This is a genomic window from Comamonas sp. CMM03, from assembly GCF_019218715.1.
GTDB lineage: Bacteria > Pseudomonadota > Gammaproteobacteria > Burkholderiales > Burkholderiaceae_C > Comamonas > Comamonas terrigena.
In genome coordinates, this window is sequence record NZ_JAHUXB010000001.1 from 331,734 (window position 1) to 354,082 (window position 22,349).

Consider the following 22,349-nt stretch of genomic DNA (forward strand, 5'->3'; position numbering starts at 1 on the left):
TGCGTGCCACAGGCCCGGCGGTGACGGACCAGCCCAGTGCCAATGGGGCGTATGCAAAGGTGACCATGGATAGCAATCGACCCATCGGAGACATTTGACCCCTCGCGATCCGGTCCTAAAACCGGACATTCGCGAGAACCTGCCGTGGCCGGCAGGGGTCGAGCTGACGCTGGAACGGCCGGGTGCGGCGTTTTGCAGCATTGCCGGCCACTGTCGCCTGGGTTTGGATCCGTCTGTCTGGCAAGCTGCTAGACCGTCGGAACGGTGCCGCCGTCGATCAGATATTCAGCCCCCGAGATCGAACTTGCGCGCGGCGACACGAGGAAAGTGATGAGGTCGGCAACCTCTTGCGGTTTTGCCGGTCTGCCCAATGGAATGCCGCCGAGCGCCTGCATGATGATTCGCTTGCCGCCCTCATAGTCCGTCCCGGCTTGAGCAGCTAAACGCTCGGCCAGCGCGACCGCAGCCTCGGTTTCGACCCAGCCCGGAGCAACGCTCACAACGCGGATACCCTTGGGCGTCACCTCCTTCGAGAGCGCCTTGCTGTAGGTAGACAAGGCTGCCTTGGCCGCTGCATAGGCGATCGTTGACTCCGGCAAAGGCAAAACGCGCTGGATCGAGCTGACATGGACGATGATGCCCGCGCCTTGAGCCAGCATGGCCGGCAGCAGGGCTCGGTCGAGCCGTACCGCCGGCATCAGATTCTGATTCAGTTCCTTGGACCACTGCGCGTCGTCCAGTGCTGCAAAGCCGCCAGCCGGCGCGCTGGAGCCGCCCAGCACGTTGACGAGGATGTCAATGCCTCCCCATTGCTCCAGGACCGAACGTGCCGCGTCGGCAGCGCCCTGCGCGGTTGAGAGGTCTGCGGCGAGATAGCGCACGCCTGCGATGGGATGCGGAGGCAGGGACCGTGCGGTGGCGATGACTTGGACGCCGGCCTCGCTCAGCCCTTTCACGACGGCAGCGCCGACACCCTTGGTGCCGCCACTCACCAGCGCACGCAGGCCGGCCAGTTGAAGATCGAAGCTCAAGCCGAGATCTCCAGCGAGGCGATCAAGCCCCGCTCAAGGCGAAAGCCATAGCGAAGCTCGATGGGGCTGCCCGGGAAATTGCCGGCCACGCGGCAGGTCACGAGACAGACCCCGTCGTGCCGCTCCACGGCCAGGGGCACGCTCGTGTATGCATAGGCGGAAGATGCTGCGAGCTTCCATGCCTTGATGGCGTCCGGGCCTGTGTAGGTACGGCCCTCGTCCTTCACCACGCCTTGCATGGTGAAGCAGCGTGCGACGGCATCGGCGCCTTGTCGGTCGGCAGCGAAATAGGCTGTAACAGTATCGGGAAGGTGCAGGGTACTCATGGTAAGAAGGCCTTGTGCTTGAAGGCTTTCAGGATGCCGTTCCGGAAAGTATTCGTGAATAATTCAGAATCTGATTGATTTATGTAGTCATCAATACACAATGAGAGGTTCTGATTTCGCCGAGCTGAAGGCCTTCGTCGCCGTGGTCGAACGGGCGAGCTTTGCGCGCGCTGCCGAATTCCTGGGTCTTTCGCCCTCTGCGTTGAGCCAGACCATCCGCCAGCTCGAGGCGCGGCTGGGGGTGCGGCTGCTGAACCGGACGACGCGCAGCGTGGCCCCCACGGCCGCAGGCGCTCAATTGCACGAGCGCATGGCTCCATTGATCCGTGATATGGACGAGGCGGTCGCGCAGGCCTGTGCTGCAGCAAGCCAGACAGGAGGAACGCTGCGCATCAATACGCTGGGCATGGCCGTGCGGCAGATCATTGCGCCCCGCCTGGCCCGCTTTCATCGGGCGCATCCCGACGTGGTACTCGATATCGTGGTCGATGACGCATTGAGCGATATCGTTGCCGGCCGCTTCGACGCCGGCATCCGGGTCGGCGGGCGGCTGGAGAAGGACATGATCGCGGTGCGCCTGACGCCGGACGTGAAGATGATCGCCGTGGCCTCGCCGGAATACCTGGCGCACAAAGGCACGCCGCGCGCTCCCGACGACCTGCACAACCACTCGTGCATCAACTGGCGCCTGCGCGCCGACGGCAGTCCCTATCGCTGGGAGTTCGAGAAGAAGGGCAAGCGACTTGAGGTTTCCGTGGCAGGGGTACTGACGACCAACCAGGCCGATCTGGGAGCCGAAGCTGCCTTGCAGGGACTTGGCATCCTCTATGCCTTCGATCACGACCGCATCGACGACGCCATTGCGCAGGGCCGACTGGTACAAGTTCTGGCCGACTGGTCCATCAGCAGGCCTGGGCTTTTCTTGTACTACCCGAACCGCCGGCATCCGCGGCCAGCGCTGGGAGCATTTATCGATTGCCTGCTGGATCGGGATATGCCCGCTTCATAGCGTTGGGGCTGCAGCCCCGACTGATATGCCTCGGTACGACAAACAGCCAGCCGGGGGCTGTCCTTGGCACGTAGGCATCTCAGCCGATATTGTCGCCCGCCGCTACTGGCGGCTAGTCGCACGCGAGCGTTCTGGCCTCCTGGAAGCGGTCAGCTGCGAGCAGCTGCTTCTTTCTGGCCGAACCGTGACTGTCGCAGACCACCCACCATGCCCCAGTAGGCGGCTACAACCATCGCCTTCACTTTTCGGTCAGGGTGCCTCGTCCGTGGCGCATGCCGTGCCTCCCCTGCCGTGCGCTGGCGCTGCACGGCGCCGGATGGGCCGGGCAGGCAGGGCGCGGGTCAGCCCCGCAGGGTCACGATCTCTTCCGCAATCGTGGGGTGCAGCGCCACGGTGGCACGGAAGTCGCTCCATGTGGCATGGGCCGTGAGGGCCACACCCGCCAGCTGGATCATCTCGGCCACGCCGTCGCCCAGCAGGTGCATGCCCAGCACGCGGTCTGTGGCGCCGTCCACCAGCACCTTGATGAAGACCTGCTCCTGGGAGCCGGCAAATGCCTGGCCCATCGCCCGAAACTGGGTGGTGAGCACCCGCAATGCGGGGAACTGCGCCCGGGCGGCCGCTTCTGTCATGCCTACCACACCGATTTCCGGGGTGGAGAACACGGCCGTGGGCACCAACCCATAGTTCAGCGGGGGCACCTGCATTCCGCCGAAGAGCCGGTCTGCCAAGGCATGCCCTTCCCGGATGGCCACGGGCGTCAGGTTGACGCGGTTGGTGACATCGCCGATGGCATAGATGGAGTCGATGTTGGTGCGGCCAAAGTCATCCACCATGATGGATCCATCGGCAGCGGTTGCCACCCCGGTCGATGCCAGCCCCAGCCCGGAGGTGTTTGGCTGGCGGCCGGTGCACAGGATGACGGCGTCCACTTCCAGCACGTCACCATTGCTGGCGCTGACCTGCAGCCCGCCAGCGACCTGGTCGATGCGGCGCACTTCGTGTCCGTAGCGCAACTGGATATGGCGCTGCTCCATGTGGGTGGCGAGCAGTGCCGCAATGTCCTGGTCGAACCCGCGCAACAGGTGCGGACCCCGAACAAACTGCGTCACTTCGCTGCCCATCCCGGCAAAGATGCCAGCAAACTCGACCGCAATGTAGCCGCCGCCCACGATCAGCACCCGCTGGGGGCGCTCGGACAGGTGAAAGACTTCGTCTGACGTGATCGCCAGCTCGTTGCCGGGGAACTGCGGAACCGATGGGCGTCCCCCGGTAGCAACCAGGATGGTGCCGGCGCTGACCACCCGGCCGCTGTCGCGCAGCCGCACCGTGTGCGCGTCGACGATCTCGGCATGGTCGGCCAGGGTCTCGACCCCCGCGCTTTGCAAGTTGCGCTCGTAAATGCTTTCCAGCCGCGCGATCTCTGCGTCCTTACGCAGGAGGAAATGCGCCCAGTCAAAGCGCGGCGGCTCGCCCTGCGCCCAGCCAAAGGCCTGGCTGGCGCGGAACTGCTCGGGGAAGCGGCTGGCATAGACCATCAGCTTCTTGGGCACACAGCCGCGGTTGACGCAGGTGCCGCCGAAATTGGCACTTTCAGCGATGGCGACGCGCGCCCCATGCTGGGCCGCGATGCGCGCGGCACGCACACCGCCGGAGCCGCCACCGATAACGAGAAGATCTTTGTCGTATTGGGTCATAGTTGCTTCCAAGAATACGCAGCGCAAGCCTGCGTGTACAGGCGGTTGACGCCCGCAGGGGTTGGCATGGCGCTGTTCATTGCAGAAATTCCGCCAGCTGCTGCTCCAGGGCTTGCCTGGACATGGCGCCGCCAAATTCCTTCACGATCTGTCCGCCCTGGAACACGCGCAGGGCAGGAATGCTGCGGATGCGGAAGGCCGCAGACAGCTCCGGGTGTTCATCCACATGGAGCTTGTACACCGCAAGCTTGCCCTGGCGCGCTGCCGCAATGGCATCGAGCGCCGGGGCAATGGCGCGGCAAGCGCCGGCAGAGGGCGATGCCAGGGCTACAGCCAGCCTGCCCGGCGGAAGCGGTGATAGACATAGCTGCAGACACAGACCATCAGCAGTATGGCGGCGGGGTAACCGTACTGCCACTTCAGCTCCGGCATGTGCTCGAAATTCATCCCCCAGATGCCCGCGAAAGCGGTGCAGATCGCAAAAATACTGGCCCACGCTGCCAGCCGCTTGGTGACTTCGTTCTCATCGATGGCGACCAAGGCGAGGTTGACCTGCATCGCCGTTGCGATGGTGTCGCGCATCCCGTCAATCAGCCCGTTGATGCGGACCAGGTGGTCCGCCACATCGCGGAAATATTCCTGGGAGCCCGCGCATATCTGCGGCACACGCCCGCCGTACAGTTTGCTCACGGCCTCCAGCAGCGGCGCAACGGTGTGCTTGACTGACGCGCTGCTTCAAACCATAAAGCTGCTTGATGTTGTCGCGGGCAGCACGGTGCGTGAAGATCTGCAGCTCGACGGCGTCCAGCTCGGCCTCCAAGGCCTCGATGACGGGGAAGTAACGGTCCACCACCGCATCCATCAGTGCATACAGCACAAATCCCGCGCCATGCTTCAGCAGCTCGGGCTCTCTCTCGCAGCGGCCTCGCACCCCCAGGAAACCCTGGGTGCTGCGATTGCGGACCGACAAGACATAGTTGGGGCCCACAAAAACGTCCACTTCCCCCTGATTGAAGTGGCCCGGTCGGTCGGGATCAGGCTCCAGCAGCTGCATCACGGCGAAAAGTGATTGCCCATATTCCTCGATCTTGGGTCTCTGGTGTCCATTGCGGGCGTCCTCCACCGCAAGTTCGTGCAGGTCGAACTCTTCACGCATTTCGTCCAGCTCAGCCGCCGTCGCATCGGACAAGGCCACCCAGACAAAGCAGCCAGGGCGCGCAATGTATTCGCTGATATCCGCCACCGGAATATCGGCCAGCTTGGATCCCTTTTCGTAGGCAACGCAGTTGATCAGCATCAGCACCCTCTCCAGGCTGTCCAAAAGCCGTATGGTGCCATGCCGCTGTGACGAAAGCGTGCAACGCCTCTCGGCGCTCGGCAACTTGCTCGCCATTGAGGGAGTGAGGGCGCAACCACCGGTAGCACCGGGCCGAACTGCGCCTGCCGCAGACCCACCCATGGCGGCCGCCCAGCCTCCCTCTGAAGCTGGGTGGCCCCACCTCCAAGGGCGCCATGGCGCGCTTCAGGGTTTGAGCAGAATCTTGCCCTTGTGGCCCGGTCGCGGGCTGGCGCACGCAGGTATCGCCACGGAACGCGGCATGCGGATCAACAACTCGGCGGCGGTGCTCCAGGCAGCCGTCGACGGCCCGGGCATTGTGCTGGCTGCGTGGTAACGCCCGGAACTGGCCTCAAGCAGCTCTGTGGATTCAGCCTGCTGCGGTGCGCGAAGTCACCAGCGTCATTACGGCACAGGTCGTGAGCAAGGCGGCGCTCACCACAAAGGTGTGCTGGTATCCGCTGTGGTCGAACAGAAGGCCTCCCACGGTGGAGCCCAAGGCAATCGACAGTTGAACCACCGCCACAAACAGACCCCCACCTGCTTCGGCGTTGTGCGGAAAGACCTTGGCGATCCAGGCCCACCAGCCGACGGGCGCTGCAGTTCCCATCATTCCCCATATGCCCAGCAGTGCGATGACGATAGCCGTCCAACTGCCAAACACCGCCAGAGCCAGGGCTGTTGCCGCCATCAGCAGCGGGATGAGAGTCAGCGTCAGGTAGAAGCCTCGCTGCAAAAGTCTGCCGATGAATGCGGTACCAACCAAGCCCGCGACACCGATCACCAGCAAGACCAGGGGAATCGTGGTGCTGCGTACTCCCGTGACCGTCTCCAGGAATGGCCGCACGTAGGTGAAAAGCGAGAACTGGCCCATGAACAACAGGCTGCTGGCCATCACTCCCAGAATGACGCTGCGGCGCTGAAACAGCGTAAAAACCTGAAATACCTGCGCCATGCGGTGCGTGCGTACCGCAGGGGGCATGGAAGGCAGAGCCTTCCATTGCCAGGCCAAGGCGATCAGAGATACCGGGACCAGAGAGAAAAAGGCACCACGCCAGCCGACGACCGTACCCAGATAAGCTCCCAGCGGTGCGGCCACTACGGTGGCCAGTGCATTGCCGCCATTGACGATGGCCAGCGCGCGCGGCACATCCGGTGTTGGCACCAGCCGGATGGCGGTTGCCGCCGACATGGACCAAAAACCGCCGACGACCACACCGATCAGTGCCCGTCCCAGCAGGTAGGTGGCGTAGTTCGGCGCCATGGCGACGACGGCTCCGGAAACACCCATCGCCACGGTCAGCCCCAATAACAAACTCTTGCGATTGAGGTTGCCAGCCAGCGGCGAGATGAAGAGGCTTGTCAGTACGGCAAAAGCACCTGAGATCGCAATCCCCTGTCCAGCCATTCCCTCCGTGACATGCAGGTCGGCGGCCATAGGGGACAGCAGGCTGACGGGCAGGAATTCCGAGGCGATCAGCACAAAGGCGCACACCGACATGGCAATGACAGCGCTCCAGGAGGCCGGCGGCGCGGTAGGCAGGGGGGGTAGAGGTGGCAGGGGAGGATTGACGGCCATGGGCGTGATGACTCTTGGGGGGGGCTCAGCAGGAGCAGCGCCGCACCATCCGCAGGGGGGATGCGCGATGGTGGATGTGAATGTGAAGGGGGCGGAGGCCTTGGCCCCCGCTCCACGGGTGCTACGCCGAGGCAGGCAGGTTCTTCTGGAAGAACGCGGTCAGTGTGTTGAAGGGGATCGCGTCAGTCCGGTCATACAAATCCGTGTGGACGGCGCCTGGAATGATCATCAGTTCCTTGGGCTCCGCCGCCGCCGCATAAGCGGTTTCGCTGAAGTAGCGTGAGTGCGCTTTCTCGCCGTGCACCAGGAGGATGGGGCGCGGCGAGATTTCCTTGATGTGGGCCAGGATCGGCAGATTCATGAACGGCAGCGGTGTCGTGATCGTCCAGGCGTTGCCCGAGTTGACTGCGCGCGGATGGAAGCCGCGCGGGGTACGGTAGTAGTCGTGGTATTCCACCAGGAACGGTGCTTCGCCACCGTGCAGCTCGTTGTAGGGAGGCTGGTAAGCGGGTTGTCCGGCCTCCACATCCTTCCAACGTTGCTGGCCCAGTTGCTCCAGAGCCCGGGTGCGCTGCTCCAAGGTCATGCTGTCGTTGTAGCCCTTGGACATGACGCGCGTCATGTCGTACATGGTGCTGGCCACAACGGCCTTGATACGTTTGTCCACGGCCGCAGCACTTAATGCCATGCCACCCCAGCCGCAAATGCCGATGATGCCGATGCGCTCGCGATCGACCTCTGGCAGCAGACCCAGGCAATCCACCGCAGCGCTGAAATCTTCGACGTTGATGTCGGGTGAAGCCACGTTGCGCGGCAATCCACTGCTTTCTCCGGTGTAGGAAGGGTCAAAGGCCAGCGTGACAAAGCCGTGTTCGGCCATCGTCTGCGCGTACAAGCCCGAGGACTGCTCCTTCACGGCGCCGAACGGGCCGCCAATTGCCAGCGCCGCAAGCGGGCCACGGGCATTTTGGGGCCGGTACAGATCGCCGGCCAGGGTGATGCCATAGCGGGTCTTGAAGGTGAGCTTCTGGTGCTGGACCTTGTCGCTCTGGGGGAAGGTCTTGTCCCACTTTCCCTGGCGCTCGACCTGCGGTTGTGCCGTCGCCGGGCCTGTGACCGCCGCCGCTAAGCTAAATGCCGCGATTCCGTTGCCGGTCATTTTCAGCAAGCTGCGGCGGTCTATCTCGGCAACAGTTGGCAGGCCGGTATCGCCGTTCGTTTGGGTCATCTTGAGCATCTTGGTCATGTTGGGGATTTCTTGCAGATAGCGTTCGGGGCCAGTTCAGGGCGTGACACGTTCGATCCGGACCTGGTAGGGGGCAGGTCGCGCCAGGATCGGCAGGCCCTCATCCACCTTGCCCAAGGGCAGCAAGCTGCGGGCATAGGAACGCGGCTCGGTGAAGATGGCCAGATTGCCCCAGGGGGCGTAATGGGTCAGCTCTCCGGCCATGGGTTGCATCCCTTCGGGAGCGCCTTGTGTGGATAGCTTGCGTGGCAGCCTGGACACCCGTTCAATGACGTCGTAGTCCTCCAGCGTGAGGGACAGGGGCAACAAGGATGCAAAGTCGCGTGCGGTGGCGTTGTCATACAGCGTGGCCGTGGCAGTCTGTCCTTCGACAGTCAGGCGAATTTTCATGAACGTGTCCTTCGGGGTGCTGGATGCCGGCTGGGCCACAGCGAGGTACGGTGCGCAAGCCGCCAGTCCCCACAGCGCACTGGCGAGCAGGAGTGGAATGGGCTGCTTCATGTCCTCGATTTTTGCGAATCCACGTGCTGTTGACTATCTAATGAATTCTTAAATCGCTTATAAGTCCAGCTAATTGGTACCCGTGGGAGAATGCGGTCTATGGCTCGGCGCAACCTCAATGACTTGCTGGCTTTCGTCACGGTTGCGCGTGAAGGCAGCTTCACGCGTGCAGCGGCTGCCCTGGGGGTGACCCAGTCCGCTTTGAGCCAGACCATCCGTGCGTTGGAAGAGCGCCTGCAGATCCGCTTGCTCACTCGCACCACCCGCAGCGTCTCGTCCACCCCTGCTGGGGAACGGCTGCTGCAGGCCATTGGCAACCGCTTCGATGAGATTGAGGCAGAACTCGACGCCTTGACTGAATTGCGCGACAAACCTGCCGGCACGGTGCGTATCACCTGCGGCGACCATGTGCTGCACAGCGTCTTGTTGCCCAAGCTGGCACCGTTGCTCCGGGAGTATCCAGACATCAAGCTAGAATTCGATGTGAACTACGGTTTCCGGGACATCGTGGCAGACCGCTTCGACGCCGGGGTGCGCCTGGGCAAGACCATTGACAAGGACATGATCGCCGTGCCCATCGGTCCGCCCATGCGCCTGGCGGTGGTGGCATCGCCCGGCTACTTTGCCGTCCACCCCATTCCCAGGACGCCCAAAGATCTCACGGCACACCAGTGCATCAACCAGCGCATGCAAAGCTCCGGTGGCCTTTATGTCTGGGACTTCGAGCGCCGAGGTCAGCAGGTGAATGTCCGTGTGGATGGACAGTTGATCTTCAACACCACCCAGCCCCAGATTGATGCGGCGGTGGCCGGGCTGGGGATCACGCTATTGCCGGAAGAAGAGCTCGGTCCGTACATGGCAGATGGTCGGCTGGTGCGTGTGCTTGAAGACTGGTGCCCGAAGTTCGAGGGCTACCATTTGTACTATCCCAGCAGGCGCCAGCCATCACCGGCATTCACACTGGTGGTTCAAGCGCTCAGGGTGGCAACGCCACATCTCTCCAAGCGGTAGCGCCGATGCATGCGGATTTCCCCAGTGGCCCAGGCAGCGGACGAATACGTCACCCGCCAACAGCGCGATGGGGGAGGGGCCATTTCCACAGCACCGCCGTCCACACCGCGCGTTGAACCTGCCAATGTCCGCAGGAGGCGGTGGATGTGGTGCATGTGATGCATGCGGGATTGACCGTGAACAGCCATCGACCCCCAGGCAGACACTGAAGGATCGCCGTTTCTGTCCATGTGCTGTCTCCTTTGCCATGTTCTGCAGGACATCAGGCAGACTCACCCAGGCAGTTCGCAGGGCTCGGCACATTGGGCGTTCGCAAAAAGCGAAACACAAAGAGGGCGATCAGTCCCGTTCCACCGGCCAATACCATCAACAAGGTGGAGAACGCGGCCTCGAAGGCCCGCATCAATTCCGCGGCGCCAATGGAAGGCCAGCCTGCCTGCGCTCCGGCCAGGTTGCCACTCACCAGGACCTGGGCCACGGCAACGGCGGTGTCAGACGGGAGATGGGTTGCGGTCAGCAGCTCATGGGCTATCAGGGCGGTGAGCAGCGCACCCACCATGGCCAGGGCCAAACCTTCCCCGGCAACGCGCACGGTGCTGAAGATGCCGGTCGCCATGCCTGCGCGTTCTGTCGGCACCACACTCACGGCCAAACCGTCCATCAGGCCCCACGGCAGGCTGATACCAACGCCGATGACGAACATGGGCAACAGTGCCGCAGCACCGCCTGCGGACACAGACAGGCTGACCAGCCCGCACGCTGCCATCAGCAAGCCGGCTGCGCACAAGGTCGCCGGAGATATCCAGTGCGACAGGCGTCCAGCGACTGCTGGCAACACCACCAGCGGGGCGGACAAGGCCGCCATCCACAGCCCGGCCTGGGCCACTGGAACGCCCTCTATGCCAATGAAGCGGATGGGCAGCAGCACCAGCAACACGACAAAGCCGAATGCCGGTGCGGCGGCAAGCAGTTGAACCCCGACAAAGCGGGAATAGCGGAACAGGCTCAGGTCCAACAGTGGGCGTGGATGACGCCGCTCCACAAACACGAAAGCGGCAAGCAGCAGGGCCGTGCCACAGAGTGCGGAAATCGTCATGGGATGCAACCAACCTTGCGCGGGCGCCTGCAGGATGGCAAAGGTGAACAGCGTCAGCGCGGAAGTGATGGCCAACGCGCCCGGCACATCGAGCTTCTGCGCAGCGGGGTCGCGGGACTCACGCAATACGCGCATGCCGATGGAGAAAGCAATGGAGGCTGTGGCAATGACCAGCACGAAGATGGCCTGCCAGCCAAAGGCCGTGGTCAGCCAGCCTGCGGCCACCGGGCCCAGTGTCAGCCCGGCACCGAAGCTGGTGCCGAGCAGGCTGAAAGCGCGCACACGCGCCTGCCCCTGCACCTCCTGCGCCAGAGCGGCTGCACCGGCCGCCAGCACCCCGGCACTGGCGATACCCTGGAGCGCGCGCAATCCATCAAACACCCACAGGTTGGGCGATGCCATCAGTGCCAATGAGGCGGCCACGAACACGGCGATGGCCCCCAGGAACACCTTGCGCCGACCGTGTTTGTCGGCCAGGGCGCCGGCCGCCATCAGGCAGCTACCGAACGCCAGCATGAAGGCGTTGGTGACCCAGGCGAGTGCAAGCGGCGAGCCCCCCAGATGGGCCTCGATTTCCCGCAGGGCGACCGCCGGGCCTGTAAAGGTCATGGGCATGGCGGCAGACGCCAGGCACACGGCTGCGGTGGCCCAACCGGGTCTTGAGAAGGTTTCGGGATGGTTTGTACGAGGCATGGCTACGTCTTCTGTGGCGGAGCTGGAGAAGATAGACTTGCCTGAATGAAATGGAAACAGGCCATATTTCCGTTGAATACGGAAAAAATTGCTGGAATAGGTGGGCTGACGGATGGATAAATTCAATGGACTCACGGCCTTCGTCAAAACAGTGGATCTGGGGAGCTTTGTCGCTGCGGGGCAGGTACTGGGCCTGTCGGCGTCGGCCGTTGGCAAGGCCGTAGCGCGCCTGGAGGCGCAGCTGGGCGTTCGGCTGCTGCAGCGCAGTACCCGGCGCATCAGCTTGACCGAGGAAGGGCGCCTGCTGCACGAACGCGGCCGGCGCATGCTGGATGACTGGCACGACACACAGTCCATGTTGTCCGAGTCGCGAGCGCGCCCCAGCGGCCATCTCAGGCTGAGCGCACCCATCGTCAGCCACCATTTCCTGCTGCCAGCGCTGCCCAGCTTCACCCAACGCTACCCCGAGGTCGATCTGGACATTGACTTCAACGACCGCCTGGTCGACCTCATCGACAAGAACATCGACCTCGCCATCCGCAGCGGTGACCTGGCGGATTCCAGTCTGGTCTCGCGGCCGCTGGCGCCGTACAGGATGCAGCTGTGCGCCGCTCCGGACTATCTGCAGCGCAACGGCACGCCACGCTACGTCCAGGATCTCAGGGCCCATGCCTGCATCCGGTTTCGCTACCCCAATGCCGGCCGCCTGCAGGTGTGGCCGTTAACAGGCCTGTCGCCTGACGAAGCGCCTGAACTGAAGACCGTTTTGGTCTGCAACAACATGGAAGCGGTGCTGCAGGCTACGGTCGACGGCTTGGGTATTTCCTGCATGCCAGACTTCCTGGCCAAGAAAGCACTCGCTGATGGGCGGCTGCTCCCGGTTCTCGATGCGCAGACCGACGGCGGCGGGGTTTTCCATCTGGTCTGGCCTTCGGGCCGCCACCTGTCACCGAAGGTGCGGGTGCTGATCGACCACCTTCGGAACTTTCTGACGGCGCAGGCGTGATGGTGCCGCGGCCGGTCCTGGCCGGGACTTCCCGCTGGCCCTGACATCCGATTCTGTCGACCGTTGCCGGCTGCATCCACGCTGGAAAGCGGCGTCCGCTTTCAACCCGCTTTCACCCGTATGCAACCGGTATGCAGCCCATTGCAGCCGTTCGGGACAACTCAGTACGGCTGTCCATTTTTGTGTTCAAAGGACCACGTCCCATCAGCCCCCATCACGGCCACCAGGTCGTCTTCGGGATAACTCACTGCATCACCATCAACCCGGCTTCCAATTTCAATGTATGTGGCATCGGATGCAGAGCAATTTCGAAGGTGATGCGCTGGGCCGCCAGCCCTGAATCCAGCACACATACCGGATTTCAGGATGTGCTCCTGGGTACCCGTGTAGAGGGTGACTTCCCCTGCCAGTACGTAAATAAACTCGTCTTGCAGCGTGTGCTGGTGGTGAAGTGCAGAGACAGCGCCTGGGTGCAGAGTCGTTAGATTGACGCCAAACTGCGTGATTCCAAATACATCGCCAATGGGCCGCTTATCACGCCCCATCATTCTTTGTGCGAATGTTTCCGGGTAATTCGAAGGCTTTGTCCGGAGTGGCGCTGAGGCGGCCTCGATGAAATCCTGAGATTGATTCAATTCAGTTTCCTCCATGAACACGCAACGAGCGAAACGGTTCCAACTGACCAGAATGCCGCATTGGCTTTGACGGTGTCAATCGCCCGTCAGTGGGCTGTCGCCAGAGACCGCTTCTGGCCAGGCGGAACAGATGTTGGAACGCCTGTGGAGGAACCTCTCGCAAGCCTTGTCGGTTCTATCGCTGAGAGCCGCACACACACACACCTTGATACGTCGTTGCTTCGCATTGTCGTACTTTGGTACTGCCTGCGGCTTCGCGCCTCGTCTCCAGCGCACACCTGCGGTTTGCTGGGGCGTTTTACGTTTTAGCGGCTCTTCACAGGGGTTGTGGGGCGGAGAAAGTCGATCACGACGCGCTCGAATGCTGCGGGCTGGTCCAGCATGACGAAGTGGTAGCTGCCATCGATGCGCTGAAAGCTGACGTGGGGCGTGGTCGCGTAGGCGGATCGGAACATGGCATCAACGCGGTCTGCGGGGATGCCATAGCTGGTGTCGTAGGCGTGCACCACATGCACGGGCGCCGTGATGCGGTGGAGTTCCGGGCGCAGGTCGGTGGTCATCAGCTCGTAGGTGGCATGTGCCACTGTGGGGCGGTCTGATCGGAGGCTGGCGTCGAGCAGGGAAGGGCGGGCTGCTTCGGTCTTGGTGAGGCGGGCGATGGCGGCGGATTGCATGGCCTCCATCTGAGCGTCGGTGGCCGCCAGCAACGTGGCGCGGAATGTGGCCGCGCCCGGTGTGGCTTTCTCGCTGGTTGCGGAGGGATCAAACATCAGGCTGTAGAAGGGCAATGCATCTACGATCATCAGACGCGACACCCGCTCAGGATGGCGCGCGCCCAGCATCAGTGCGACCTCACCACCCAGGGAGTGACCGATGACAGCGGGAGCCTGAAGATGCTCGCGTTCAATGTACTCCGCAACGGCTGCTGCCGTGGGCTCCAGCACCAGACCTTGCGGATGGTGCGCTGCGGGTGCGCCGGCAAACCCCGCCACCTGCACCAGGTGCAAGCGATGGCTTTGCTGCAGGCGTGCGGCAAGACCACGCCACACATCGCGGGAAGATGCCAAACCCGGAATCAGGATGATATCGGGTCCGCTGCCTTGGACCACCACCGAGATGCGGTCGCCCACCATGGCTCCTTGTGGTGCGGTGGTCGATTGGGCCAGCGTAGCCGAGGTCAGTAAAGAGGTGAGGCCGAAGGCTGCGAGCAGGGCGGAGAAACGCATGAAGTCGGCCCTGTGGTCAGGGCATGTTCTGGACAAGCTGAGCATTATCTGCGCTGTCTTTGCGCTGTTTCTGCGCTGTAGCTATGGCTGGCTAAAACAGGATTTTCTGCAACAGCAGCACCGTCCTCGTTGCCAGCAGGGCTTTCGCCTGTGGCGTCTGAAGAGACCTCCGCGACCTCCGCTTTCGACCCTGAGCCGCCATCCAGCGAGAAGCTCGAAAGCCGTCACTCATTGGCCAACATGGTCTGAAAACCTCGACTTCCTGCAAGCCCATGTCACGCGAGGTCGCAAACCGTACCTTGCACATAGGCATGCTCCGTGCGGAGGTTATAGTGCTTGTTACAAATTCGCTCGGGGATCTGATTCAACAACCGTGCGGCGCGTAACACCGAGAGGCGGTGGGTTTCATGGCTGAATTTAGTACTGCATTTTCGTCCAGTGCACCTGCCGCAAGGCCTGGCTGCAAGCCCCTTGCGGCATTTCTTGCGTGCAAATTTAGACCGCAAGCGCCAGATATGGTCTGCGCTTTTTTGCGGTCTACATTACGTTAGCGGTTTAACACCGGAGTAATTTAAATGTCTGAAAAAACAAATGCATCCACCGTCGTAGGCACCGTAGGTACTCTAGCCACCGCGGGCACTGCCGCGAGTACTGCCTCAGCGGTAGTTGGTGGGTCTGCTGCAACGATCATGTCGGCTACTGCCGGTACTACAGGTGCGGCTCTCGCTTCTGCCGCTGGTGCTTCGGGCCTTGCTGGAGGAGCTGCCATTTCGTCCGGGATGGCAACCATCGGCTCTGTTGTTGGAGGGGGCATGGCTACAGGGGCAATACTTACAGCAGCAGCTCCAATTGCTGTTGTTACAGCTATTGGCTACGGCCTATTCAAGCTATTCGAGGATTGAAAATTACAGCCCTAACATGGCAGTTAAGCCGACCCGCCTTCGGCGGGCGGCTTACTTTCGACGTTAGGTTTCACTAGCCATGTCCAGAACGCGCGACATCATCGAAGAGATCGCCCAGGTACGCCAGCGTCGTAGGTTTGGCCGAGCCATAGCCGAACTACCTCTCCGCCTTTTCGCACTAGAACGCGCCTTCAAAGAGCACGACCAAAAGAACGAAGAGCTGACACGCTACTTCCCTGTTGCTTTGATCGCTTGCATAGAAGGCTACTTTCGCCTGGCGATCAAAGAGCTAGTTGATGCAGGCGAACCGTACATCACAAATGCTGAGCGCCCCGCTTCCTCGATAAAGCTTGACTTCGCCGTAGTCAGAGCGATCCACGGCAAGGCTATAACAGTCGGAGAACTCGTGGGCCACAGTGTCCCGCTAAGCCGCCTCGATCATATCGAGTCATCGATGAGTAGCCTCCTTGGGGCATCCTTCCTGGACCGCATGCGAATGATCTCAGACAGATGGGATCATGAAGTTCGCGGCGAGCCGGAACGGCCGATCCTCTCAAATCCCGATGAGGTCTTCGCCGGTGTTGCCAAAGCATTTGAGCTACGACACATCATCTGTCATGAGATCGCTTCGGCACACGAGATCCTGTACCAGGATGTGGCGCGCTGTTTTGAATGCTGCGTCGCGTTTCTGAGAGCGGCCGATGAACTCGTATCTGAGACGCTTCATCCTGGGGCGCCGCTCACTCAGAGCGACATGAATGTCGCGGCTGGAGAGTTGCTTGCCGAGGCCCGTCAGAGCATGGCGCAAGCAGTCTCTGATCTGCGCGCCCGCCTTTCCGGAGATGAGTTGGCGGCCTTCAATGACGCGCAGGCCGCCTGGGAAGAGGCTTGCACAGCTTGGGCTGAGTTTGACGCGATGGAGGTGAAGGGTGGAACCATGTGGCCTACCGTTCGCGCCGGCTCGGAGGCAGAGCTAGTCAAAGGTCGCACGGACGAACTTCGCTCATACAGGCGCATGTCCGACTGAGCGATGAAACCTAACCCTTCCATCGAGAGGACGTTGAGCGTCCGCTTTTACTCGCAACCAACGTCCGCGCCTGGCCGAACCGCGACGGTCGCAGACCCCCCCCATGGCGGCCACCCAGCCCCCCAATCTGAAGCCGGGTGGCCCCACCTCCTGGGGCGCCATCGCGTGCTTCAGGGTTTGAGCAGAATCTTGCCCTTGCGGCCCGGTCGCAGGCTGGCGGCAGCGGCCTGGGCGGCGTCTCCCAGATCGTAGATGCCTTCGATTGGGAGCTTCAGCTCGCCGCTCAGCGTGCGCTGCAAAAGCTCGCCCAGCAGCCGTCGCTTGTCTTCCGCCGCCATGGCTTGGCTGACCTTGCTGCCCCAGAAGCCTTTGACCGTCGCCTGCTTGAAAATCAAGGCGCCGGAGCTGATCTGCATGGGCTCTCCGGCCATGGTGCCAAACGACACCAGCGTGCCGCCTTCGCCCAGCAGCTCCAGCAGCGCGGCACTGGCCTTGCCCCCGATGGAGTCAACGGCCGCCACCGCCAGCGCGGGGCCGAGCAGGGCGCTGGCGCGCTGCTTCCAATCGGCCTGGGCCGTGGACAGCACATGGGCCACGCCCAGGTCCGTGAGTTCCTGAACGCCTTCATCGCGGCGGACCAGGTTCAGCACCTGAATGCCGCGTGCGCCGGCCAGCATGGCCAGCGTTTTGCCGACGGCACCGTTGGCGGTGTTCTGCACGATCCATTGCCCGGGGCTGACGTGCAGGAACTCCAGCAGCATCAAGGCGCTCAAGGGCATGGCGATCAGCTGGGCCGCCACTTCATCCGGTATGGCCGGGGGCATGGGCACCAGCTGGCTGGCGGGGGCAAGAAAATACTCCGCCCATGTGCCATGGACCCCGGCCACCGCAACCCGCTGCCCGACGGTGACGCCTTCGACGCCTTCGCCGAGGGCATCCACCACCCCGACGGCCTCGCTGCCGCCAATGGCGGGCAGCACCGGCTTGTAGCCATAGCTGCCGCGAATCGTCCAGAGGTCATGGTTGTGGATGGGGGCCAGCAAGGTCTTGATGCGGACTTCGCCGGAGGCAGGCTGGGGGACCGGCTGATCGCTAGCCTCCAGCACAAGAGAGGGTTCGCCGAAGGTGGTGTGAATGGCGCTGCGCATGGTGAATGTCCTTATTCAAGCAAGCAGGGAAAGCAGTGCCTTGGCCACGCCCTCGCTGCTGGCGGGGTTCTGGCCTGTTACCAGGCGGCCGTCGGTGACCACATGCTCGTGCCAGTCCGGGCCTTTTTCAAAGCGGCCGCCCAGGCGGGTGAACTCATCCTCGATCAGGAAGGGCACGACGGCGCTCAGGCCGACAGCGGCTTCCTCGCTGTTGGTGAAGCCGGTGACGCGCCGTCCGCTGACCAGGGGCTGGCCGTTTGCCGCATGCACATGGATCAGTGCACCGGGCGCATGGCAGACCAGGCCCAGCGGCTTGCCCGCGCGCTCAAACGCTTCTAGCAAGGCAATGGATGCGGCATCGTTGGCCAGGTCCCACAGGGGGCCGTGGCCGCCGGGGTAGAAGACGGCATCGAAATCCTGGGCGTTGACCTGGGCCAGCGGCGTGGTGGCTGCCAGCGCGGCCTGCGCCTGGGGGTCACGGCGAAAGCGCTCGGTGGCCGGGGTCTGCGCATCCGGCGCGTCGCTCTTGGGGTCCAGCGGGGGCTGCCCGCCAGCGGGGGAGGCGAGCGTGATCTGTGCGCCGGCGTCTTGGAAGACGTAGTAGGGCGCGGCAAACTCTTCCAGCCAGAAACCGGTCTTGTGGCCGGTGTCGCCAAGACGGTCGTGCGATGTCAGTACAAACAGAACTTTCATGGGTGGCTCCTTGGGTGTTCAGGGTTGGGGGATGGGGGAGGGAGACTGGGCGGCCCGCGTGTGGGCGGCCTGCGCGTGGGTGGCCCGTGCGGCGTCGCAGGTCAGCAAAAGCACGGTGGTCTCGCGCGCCTGCACCAAAGAGGTCTTGTCCTGGCTCAGCTTGGCCAGCAGCGCGGCGCCCAGCCACATCTGGTAGAGCACGCGGGCCAGTGCCTGCGACGGCGCGCCGGCCGGCAAGGAGGCGTCTGCGCGGGCCGCATCAATCAATGCCGCAATCCGTGCCAGCAGGCGCTGCACCCCGGTGTCCAGCACGCGGCGCATGTCTTCCGACAGGTCGGCCACTTCGGCGGCGAGCTTGACCACCAGGCACTCCTCGGCCCAGCCGCATGCGGCATCGTGGGGCGCGGCAATCCAGGCATCCCAGTAGAGCATCAGCCGTTCGCAGCCGTTGCCCTCGGCGGCCAACAGGCCTTCCAGCTTGCGGCCATAGCCGTCGACATACTGCTGCAGTAGCTCGCAGCCAAAGGCTTCCTTCGACGGAAAGTAGTGATAGAACGACCCCTTGGGAACGTTGCAGGACTTCAGGATCTCCTGCAGGCCGAGCGCCGCAAACCCTTTGTGCAGCACCAGTTGGTACCCGGTGTCCAGGATGTGCTGGCGTGTCGCTTCGGCTTTCTTGCTCAGTGTCATGGTGTGCATTGTATGAAAAATAGACCGGTCGTCTATTTCATTCAAAAGCAATGACGGCAGGGTCTTTGGTGCGTGGCGGGCAGCGGCTACGCGTTTCTGCGTATCGAATTCACCTTGTCAATAGATGATTTTCCGGGGGCGCAATAATCCGCCTCGGATCTTGACGCAGATCAAGACCGATACCTCATAGCTTGTGCGAGTGGCCGACTGCCCAGGCCCGCCCACTGTCCCACCCACGGCGGTGCGGCGCCTTGCACACCCAATCGGATGTAAAAATGAAAAAACAACAAACGCCACCCTCCTTGGCTGCCAAGGTGTGGTTGCTCGTTCTGGGTCTGGGCCTTTTGGCGGCAGGCCTGTTCTTCGCCTTCTACGGCTACCAGCTGGTGGCCTTGAAGGGCAGCTGGTACTTCCTGCTCAGCGGTGTGGCCCTGGTGGCCTCCGGCGTGCAGCTGGTGCGCCAGCGCCCCAGCGGTGCGCTGATCTATGGCGCCACCCTGGTGGCCACCGTGGTCTGGGCGCTGGCGGATGCCGGCCTGGACTTCTGGCCCCTGGTCTCGCGCGTGCTGCTGCTGGCCGGCCTGGGCATTCTGGTGGCCCTGACCTTCCCCGTGCTGCGCCGCGCCCATGCCCTGCCATCGCTGCGCGGTGCATCGTTCGCCGTGGCGGGTGTGCTGGCGCTGGGCTGTCTGGCCACCGTGGGCGGCATGTTCCTGCCCCACGCCTCCGTGTCCGCCAAGGCCGATGCCACCGTGCTGCAGCCCGTGGCCCCCGGCCAGGCGCCTGCCGACTGGGCATACTACGGCAGCACCCCCGGTGCCACACGTTTTGCGGCGCTGGATCAGATCACGCGCAGCAATGTCAAGGACCTGCAGCTGGCCTGGACCTACCAGACCGGCGATGTGCCCGTCAGCCCCGGCGGCGGCGGTGCCGAAGACCAGCTGACGCCCCTGCAAATCGGCAACCAGGTCTTTGTCTGCACGCCCCATAACAACGTGATCGCCCTGGACGCCACTACCGGCAAGGAACTGTGGAAGACCGAGATCAACGCCAAGCAGAAGAAGTGGATGCGTTGCCGCGGTCTGGCGTACTTTGATGCCACCCAGCCCCAGGTGCAGCCCAGCGTGGCCGGCGCCACCCCCGTCAAGGCCGTGTCCGTGCCGGCCGGTGCTGCCTGCCAGCGCCGTGTGCTGATGAACAGCGTGGCCCCCGAACTGATCGCCCTGGACGCCGACACCGGCGCCTTCTGCGAAGACTTCGGCACCCACGGCCGCGTGGACCTGCGCGCCGGCATGGGCAAGGGCGCCGACAAGGGCCAGTACTACCCCACCTCCGCTCCCACGCTGGCCGGCACGACCATCGTGATCGGCGGCCGTGTGGCCGACAACGTCAGCACCGACATGCCTGGCGGCGTGGTGCGCGGTTTCGACGTGGTCACCGGCGCACTGCGCTGGGCCTTTGACCCCGGCAACCCCGAACAGCAAAGCGCTCCGGCCGAAGGCAAGACCTACGCCCGTTCCACGCCCAACGTCTGGGCCCCTATGTCCTATGACCCCCAGTCCAACACCGTGTTCATGCCCGTGGGCAGCGCGGCCGTGGACCTGTGGGGCGTGAAGCACACGGCCCTGGACCGCAAGTACGGCGCCTCCATGCTGGCCGTGGATGCCAGCACCGGCAAGGAAAAGTGGGTCTACCAGACCGTGCACGACGACCTGTGGGACTTTGACGTGCCCATGCAGCCGTCCTTTGTGGACTTCCCTGGCGAAGGCGGCAAGACCACTCCGGCCATGGTGTTCGGCACCAAGGCCGGCCAGCTCTTCGTGCTGGACCGCGCCACCGGCAAGCCCCTGACCAAGGTCGAGGAACGTGCCGTGCCCGCCGGCAACATCGAAGGCGAAACCTACTCGCCCACCCAGCCCTTCTCCGTCGGCATGCCCAGCATCGGCGCTGCCGACATGAAGGAATCGGACATGTGGGGTGCCACGCCGTTCGACCAGCTGCTGTGCCGCGTGAAGTTCAAGTCCAAGCGCTACACCGGCCTGTTCACGCCCCCGGGCACCGATGCGTCGCTGAACCTGCCCGGCTCGCTGGGCGGCATGAACTGGGGCGGCGTGTCGGTCGATCCCACGAACAACTACCTGTTCATCAACGACATGCGCGTGGGCCTGGAAGTGCAGCTGATCAAGGCCGACCCGGCCGACGCAGGCGCCAAGGCCGACGGCAACGAAGCCGCTGCCATCACCAAGCCCGTGCCCCTGGACGGCACGCCTTACGCGATCAACGCCAAGGTGCGCTTCATGTCGCCGCTGGAGATTCCCTGCCAGAAGCCGCCGTTCGGCACGCTGACTGCGGTGGACCTCAAGACCCAGCAGATCGCCTGGCAAGTGCCGGTCGGTACCGTCAAGGACACCGGCCCCTTCGGCATCAAGATGGGCCTGCCCATCCCCATCGGCATGCCTACCATCGGTGGCACCCTGGCCACCCAAGGCGGCCTGGTGTTCATCGCCGCCACCCAGGACTACTACCTGCGCGCCTATGAAACCGGCACCGGCAAGGAAGTGTGGAAGGCCCGCCTGCCCGTGGGCAGCCAGGGCACGCCCATCAGCTACCAGTCGCCTGTGACCGGCCAGCAGTTTGTGCTGGTCTCGGCCGGCGGCGCCCGCAACTCGCCGGACCGTGGCGACTACGTGATCGCCTACGCGCTGCCCCGCAAGTAAGGCAAGGCGCTAGTCGCCTGTGTGGAGCGCCGCAGCCCTTGCGGGCGCTCCCATCCCACCCCGGCCCGTGCCGGGGTTTTTTTATGGGCGATCCGGGGCGGTGTTCCGGCTGGGGTGTTGTGCCCCTGTGTCCGTGTTGGGTGTCTGCGTCGGGTGTCTGCGTCAGGGAGGGCGGCACCAGGCATGGAGCGCCCGGCGGGCGCAGACGGGCCGTCTCAGTGGTGGGACAGGTCCCGGGCCGTGCCCTGCAGACGGGCCTTTTCCAGCTTGTCGGTGGGCAGGTTGACCAGCAGTTCCAGGCGCAGGTGCAGCATGTGCAGGGTCTGGCGGAAGGCTTCCAGCTTGCCTTCGTCCGGGGCATCGCCTGAGGCCGGGTCCGGGCAGCCCCAATGGGCCGTGGCGGGGTGGCCCGGCCATACCGGGCAGACTTCCTCGGCCGCGTCGTCGCACACCGTGATGATCAGGTCCATGTGCGGCGCACCAGGCGCGGCAAACTCTTCCCAGCTCTTGCTGCGCAGCCCGTCGACCGGCACCCCGGCCCGTCGCAGCACCTGCAGGCCCAGCGGGTGCGGCAGCTCGCCAGGGCGCGGGCTGCTGCCGGCCGAATAGGCGTGAAAGCGCCCCTGGCCGATGTCGTTGAGCAAGGCCTCGGCCAGGATGCTGCGCCCCGCGTTGTGGGTGCACAGGAACAGAACATTCAGGGGGGCGGTGGTGTCGGTCATGGATCTTGGGGATGGAGCAGGAATGGACAGGCGGGCGCAGGCATACCACATGCCGGCG

General features: G+C 63.6%; 20 protein-coding genes and 2 pseudogenes. 6 read left to right on the plus strand and 16 right to left on the minus strand.

The genetic code is table 11. The features are described 5' to 3' along the window. Positions 1–248: 248 nt before the first annotated feature. Together KW830_RS01550 and KW830_RS01555 are read right to left on the minus strand one after the other, a co-directional pair. Positions 249–1,031 carry an SDR family oxidoreductase gene (locus KW830_RS01550; protein WP_218331736.1) on the minus strand — a complete coding sequence of 261 codons (783 nt, stop codon included), beginning with the start codon at positions 1,029–1,031 and terminating at the stop codon, positions 249–251. Next, the gene (locus KW830_RS01555) at positions 1,028–1,357 is read right to left on the minus strand and encodes a nuclear transport factor 2 family protein (protein WP_066533277.1); all 330 of its coding nucleotides are present in this window, start codon (positions 1,355–1,357) and stop codon (positions 1,028–1,030) included. Before KW830_RS01555 ends, KW830_RS01550 begins: the two co-directional genes overlap by 4 nt. 100 nt (positions 1,358–1,457) lie before the next feature. Between KW830_RS01555 and KW830_RS01560 the strand changes: the two genes are divergently transcribed. Further along, positions 1,458–2,366 (plus strand): LysR family transcriptional regulator, encoded by a 909-nt coding sequence (locus KW830_RS01560; protein ID WP_192333689.1) that lies wholly within the window; start codon positions 1,458–1,460, stop codon positions 2,364–2,366. Between the two features lie 341 nt (positions 2,367–2,707). Here the strand turns inward: KW830_RS01560 and gorA are convergent, their stop codons facing one another. The 4 genes and pseudogenes from gorA to KW830_RS01575 form a co-directional block, all read right to left on the minus strand. Then, positions 2,708–4,063 carry a glutathione-disulfide reductase gene (gene gorA, locus KW830_RS01565; protein WP_218331739.1) on the minus strand — a complete coding sequence of 452 codons (1,356 nt, stop codon included), beginning with the start codon at positions 4,061–4,063 and terminating at the stop codon, positions 2,708–2,710. A gap of 76 nt (positions 4,064–4,139) precedes the next feature. After that, the gene (locus tag KW830_RS01570; protein WP_370626096.1) at positions 4,140–4,400 is read right to left on the minus strand and encodes a thioredoxin family protein; all 261 of its coding nucleotides are present in this window, start codon (positions 4,398–4,400) and stop codon (positions 4,140–4,142) included. Then, positions 4,391–4,447, minus strand: a complete 57-nt coding sequence (locus tag KW830_RS21505) for a hypothetical protein (RefSeq protein WP_370626097.1) — start codon at positions 4,445–4,447, stop codon at positions 4,391–4,393. The genes KW830_RS01570 and KW830_RS21505 overlap by 10 nt, the downstream gene beginning before the upstream one ends. Positions 4,448–4,465: 18 nt before the next feature. Next, positions 4,466–5,522: pseudogene (locus KW830_RS01575) on the minus strand (magnesium and cobalt transport protein CorA); the annotation flags it as partial. 121 nt (positions 5,523–5,643) lie between these two features. On the opposite strand from KW830_RS01575, the pseudogene KW830_RS21215 reads away from it, so the two are divergent. Then, positions 5,644–5,727 (plus strand): annotated as a pseudogene (locus KW830_RS21215) (transcriptional regulator); the annotation flags it as partial. Between the two features lie 42 nt (positions 5,728–5,769). Here the strand turns inward: KW830_RS21215 and KW830_RS01580 are convergent. From KW830_RS01580 to KW830_RS01590, 3 genes are all read right to left on the minus strand, one after another. Further along, positions 5,770–6,978 carry an MFS transporter gene (locus tag KW830_RS01580; protein ID WP_255578029.1) on the minus strand — a complete coding sequence of 403 codons (1,209 nt, stop codon included), beginning with the start codon at positions 6,976–6,978 and terminating at the stop codon, positions 5,770–5,772. Positions 6,979–7,099: 121 nt separating this feature from the next. Next, positions 7,100–8,215 carry an alpha/beta hydrolase gene (locus KW830_RS01585; RefSeq protein WP_255578137.1) on the minus strand — a complete coding sequence of 372 codons (1,116 nt, stop codon included), beginning with the start codon at positions 8,213–8,215 and terminating at the stop codon, positions 7,100–7,102. A gap of 45 nt (positions 8,216–8,260) precedes the next feature. Further along, positions 8,261–8,614 carry a cyclophilin-like fold protein gene (locus tag KW830_RS01590; protein WP_255578030.1) on the minus strand — a complete coding sequence of 118 codons (354 nt, stop codon included), beginning with the start codon at positions 8,612–8,614 and terminating at the stop codon, positions 8,261–8,263. 210 nt (positions 8,615–8,824) lie between these two features. On the opposite strand from KW830_RS01590, the gene KW830_RS01595 reads away from it, so the two are divergent. Continuing rightward, positions 8,825–9,736 (plus strand): LysR family transcriptional regulator, encoded by a 912-nt coding sequence (locus tag KW830_RS01595; protein WP_218331745.1) that lies wholly within the window; start codon positions 8,825–8,827, stop codon positions 9,734–9,736. Between the two features lie 262 nt (positions 9,737–9,998). On the opposite strand, the gene KW830_RS01600 is transcribed toward KW830_RS01595, so the two are convergent. Next, positions 9,999–11,525 carry an MFS transporter gene (locus KW830_RS01600; RefSeq protein ID WP_218331746.1) on the minus strand — a complete coding sequence of 509 codons (1,527 nt, stop codon included), beginning with the start codon at positions 11,523–11,525 and terminating at the stop codon, positions 9,999–10,001. A gap of 112 nt (positions 11,526–11,637) precedes the next feature. On the opposite strand from KW830_RS01600, the gene KW830_RS01605 reads away from it, so the two are divergent. Beyond that, positions 11,638–12,531 (plus strand): LysR substrate-binding domain-containing protein, encoded by an 894-nt coding sequence (locus KW830_RS01605; protein WP_218331747.1) that lies wholly within the window; start codon positions 11,638–11,640, stop codon positions 12,529–12,531. Positions 12,532–12,692: 161 nt separating this feature from the next. Here the strand turns inward: KW830_RS01605 and KW830_RS01610 are convergent, their stop codons facing one another. After that, entirely contained in the window at positions 12,693–13,166 is a 474-nt protein-coding gene (locus tag KW830_RS01610) for a cupin domain-containing protein (RefSeq protein WP_304516300.1), read from the minus strand. Between the two features lie 305 nt (positions 13,167–13,471). Next, positions 13,472–14,392, minus strand: coding sequence for an alpha/beta fold hydrolase (locus KW830_RS01615; RefSeq protein ID WP_218331749.1), 921 nt, complete (start codon positions 14,390–14,392; stop codon positions 13,472–13,474). A 981-nt stretch (positions 14,393–15,373) separates the two neighbouring features. Between KW830_RS01615 and KW830_RS01620 the strand changes: the two genes are divergently transcribed. Next, positions 15,374–16,321, plus strand: coding sequence for a lysozyme inhibitor LprI family protein (locus KW830_RS01620; protein ID WP_218331750.1), 948 nt, complete (start codon positions 15,374–15,376; stop codon positions 16,319–16,321). 170 nt (positions 16,322–16,491) lie between these two features. Here KW830_RS01620 and KW830_RS01625 read toward each other — a convergent pair whose 3' ends face one another. The 3 genes from KW830_RS01625 to KW830_RS01635 are packed head-to-tail and all read right to left on the minus strand — an operon-like array spanning position 16,492 to position 18,852. Next, positions 16,492–17,469, minus strand: coding sequence for a zinc-binding dehydrogenase (locus tag KW830_RS01625; RefSeq protein ID WP_218331751.1), 978 nt, complete (start codon positions 17,467–17,469; stop codon positions 16,492–16,494). Between the two features lie 15 nt (positions 17,470–17,484). Further along, entirely contained in the window at positions 17,485–18,162 is a 678-nt protein-coding gene (locus tag KW830_RS01630; protein ID WP_218331752.1) for a type 1 glutamine amidotransferase domain-containing protein, read from the minus strand. Between the two features lie 18 nt (positions 18,163–18,180). After that, positions 18,181–18,852, minus strand: a complete 672-nt coding sequence (locus KW830_RS01635) for a TetR/AcrR family transcriptional regulator (RefSeq protein WP_218331753.1) — start codon at positions 18,850–18,852, stop codon at positions 18,181–18,183. 275 nt (positions 18,853–19,127) lie between these two features. On the opposite strand from KW830_RS01635, the gene KW830_RS01640 reads away from it, so the two are divergent. Further along, positions 19,128–21,569 carry a membrane-bound PQQ-dependent dehydrogenase, glucose/quinate/shikimate family gene (locus KW830_RS01640; RefSeq protein WP_218331754.1) on the plus strand — a complete coding sequence of 814 codons (2,442 nt, stop codon included), beginning with the start codon at positions 19,128–19,130 and terminating at the stop codon, positions 21,567–21,569. A 215-nt stretch (positions 21,570–21,784) separates the two neighbouring features. On the opposite strand, the gene KW830_RS01645 is transcribed toward KW830_RS01640, so the two are convergent. After that, on the minus strand, positions 21,785–22,291 hold the full coding sequence (locus KW830_RS01645) for an arsenate reductase ArsC (RefSeq protein WP_218331756.1): 507 nt from the start codon (positions 22,289–22,291) through the stop codon (positions 21,785–21,787). Between the last annotated feature and the right edge of the window lie 58 nt (positions 22,292–22,349).

What these genes read in the sequence shown, in the direction of transcription:
- KW830_RS01585 (WP_255578137.1), bottom strand. Translation starts at nt 8,215, where the DNA reads ATGCTCAAGATGACCCAAACGAACGGCGATACCGGCCTGCCAACTGTT.
- KW830_RS01635 (WP_218331753.1), bottom strand. Translation starts at nt 18,852, where the DNA reads ATGACACTGAGCAAGAAAGCCGAAGCGACACGCCAGCACATCCTGGAC.
- KW830_RS01615 (WP_218331749.1), bottom strand. Translation starts at nt 14,392, where the DNA reads ATGCGTTTCTCCGCCCTGCTCGCAGCCTTCGGCCTCACCTCTTTACTG.
- KW830_RS01555 (WP_066533277.1), bottom strand. Translation starts at nt 1,357, where the DNA reads ATGAGTACCCTGCACCTTCCCGATACTGTTACAGCCTATTTCGCTGCC.
- KW830_RS01595 (WP_218331745.1), top strand. Translation starts at nt 8,825, where the DNA reads ATGGCTCGGCGCAACCTCAATGACTTGCTGGCTTTCGTCACGGTTGCG.
- KW830_RS01620 (WP_218331750.1), top strand. Translation starts at nt 15,374, where the DNA reads ATGTCCAGAACGCGCGACATCATCGAAGAGATCGCCCAGGTACGCCAG.
- KW830_RS01640 (WP_218331754.1), top strand. Translation starts at nt 19,128, where the DNA reads ATGAAAAAACAACAAACGCCACCCTCCTTGGCTGCCAAGGTGTGGTTG.
- KW830_RS01600 (WP_218331746.1), bottom strand. Translation starts at nt 11,525, where the DNA reads ATGCCTCGTACAAACCATCCCGAAACCTTCTCAAGACCCGGTTGGGCC.
- KW830_RS01605 (WP_218331747.1), top strand. Translation starts at nt 11,638, where the DNA reads ATGGATAAATTCAATGGACTCACGGCCTTCGTCAAAACAGTGGATCTG.
- KW830_RS01625 (WP_218331751.1), bottom strand. Translation starts at nt 17,469, where the DNA reads ATGCGCAGCGCCATTCACACCACCTTCGGCGAACCCTCTCTTGTGCTG.
- KW830_RS01590 (WP_255578030.1), bottom strand. Translation starts at nt 8,614, where the DNA reads ATGAAAATTCGCCTGACTGTCGAAGGACAGACTGCCACGGCCACGCTG.
- KW830_RS01645 (WP_218331756.1), bottom strand. Translation starts at nt 22,291, where the DNA reads ATGACCGACACCACCGCCCCCCTGAATGTTCTGTTCCTGTGCACCCAC.
- KW830_RS01580 (WP_255578029.1), bottom strand. Translation starts at nt 6,978, where the DNA reads ATGGCCGTCAATCCTCCCCTGCCACCTCTACCCCCCCTGCCTACCGCG.
- KW830_RS01560 (WP_192333689.1), top strand. Translation starts at nt 1,458, where the DNA reads ATGAGAGGTTCTGATTTCGCCGAGCTGAAGGCCTTCGTCGCCGTGGTC.
- gorA (WP_218331739.1), bottom strand. Translation starts at nt 4,063, where the DNA reads ATGACCCAATACGACAAAGATCTTCTCGTTATCGGTGGCGGCTCCGGC.
- KW830_RS01630 (WP_218331752.1), bottom strand. Translation starts at nt 18,162, where the DNA reads ATGAAAGTTCTGTTTGTACTGACATCGCACGACCGTCTTGGCGACACC.